Origin of the sequence: Streptomyces sp. SID3212 (assembly GCF_009865405.1) — a bacterium.
Taxonomy (GTDB): domain Bacteria; phylum Actinomycetota; class Actinomycetes; order Streptomycetales; family Streptomycetaceae; genus Streptomyces.
This window is the reverse complement of sequence record NZ_WWJY01000537.1, coordinates 1-573: the sequence shown is the minus strand read 5'-3', so window position 1 is coordinate 573 and position 573 is coordinate 1. Positions and strand designations below refer to the sequence as shown.

Annotated in this window: 1 protein-coding gene; it reads left to right on the top strand. The window is 77.1% G+C overall.

What is annotated here, in order from left to right; all coding sequences use genetic code 11:
• Window positions 1-573, top strand: a 573-nt coding sequence (locus GT042_RS15935) for an AMP-binding protein (protein ID WP_161309373.1), incomplete at both ends; no start/stop codon positions are given.

Below are 573 nucleotides of genomic sequence, written 5' to 3'. Positions count from 1 at the left end.
TACGGGCCCACCGAGACCACCACCTTCGCCACCCTGCACCGCGTCCGCCCCGACGACACCCCCGGCCGCGTGCCCCCGATCGGCCGGCCGCTCGACGGCATGCGCGGGTACGTCCTGGACGCCGCGATGCGGCTCGTACCGCCGGGCGCCGAGGGCGAGTTGTACGTCGCGGGCCCCGGGGTGGCACGCGGCTACCTGGGGCGCCCCGGCCTCACCGCCACCCGCTTCGTCGCCGACCCGTTCGCCGGCGACGGAAGCCGGATGTACCGCACCGGCGACCTCGCCCGCCGGGACACCGACGGCACCCTGCACCACGTGGCCCGGGCCGACCAGCAGATCAAACTGCGCGGCCACCGCATCGAACCCGGCGAGATCGAGGCGGTCCTCCGCACCGACCCGTCCGTACGCGCCGCCTGCGTCCTGGTCCGCGAGGACCTGCCCGGCGACCGCACCCTCACCGCGTACGTCGTCCCCGCCCCCGGCCGCACCCCCGACCCGGACCTGCTCGCCGCGCACGTCGGCCGCCACCTGCCCGCGTACATGGTGCCCACCGCGGTCCAGCCGCTCGACGCG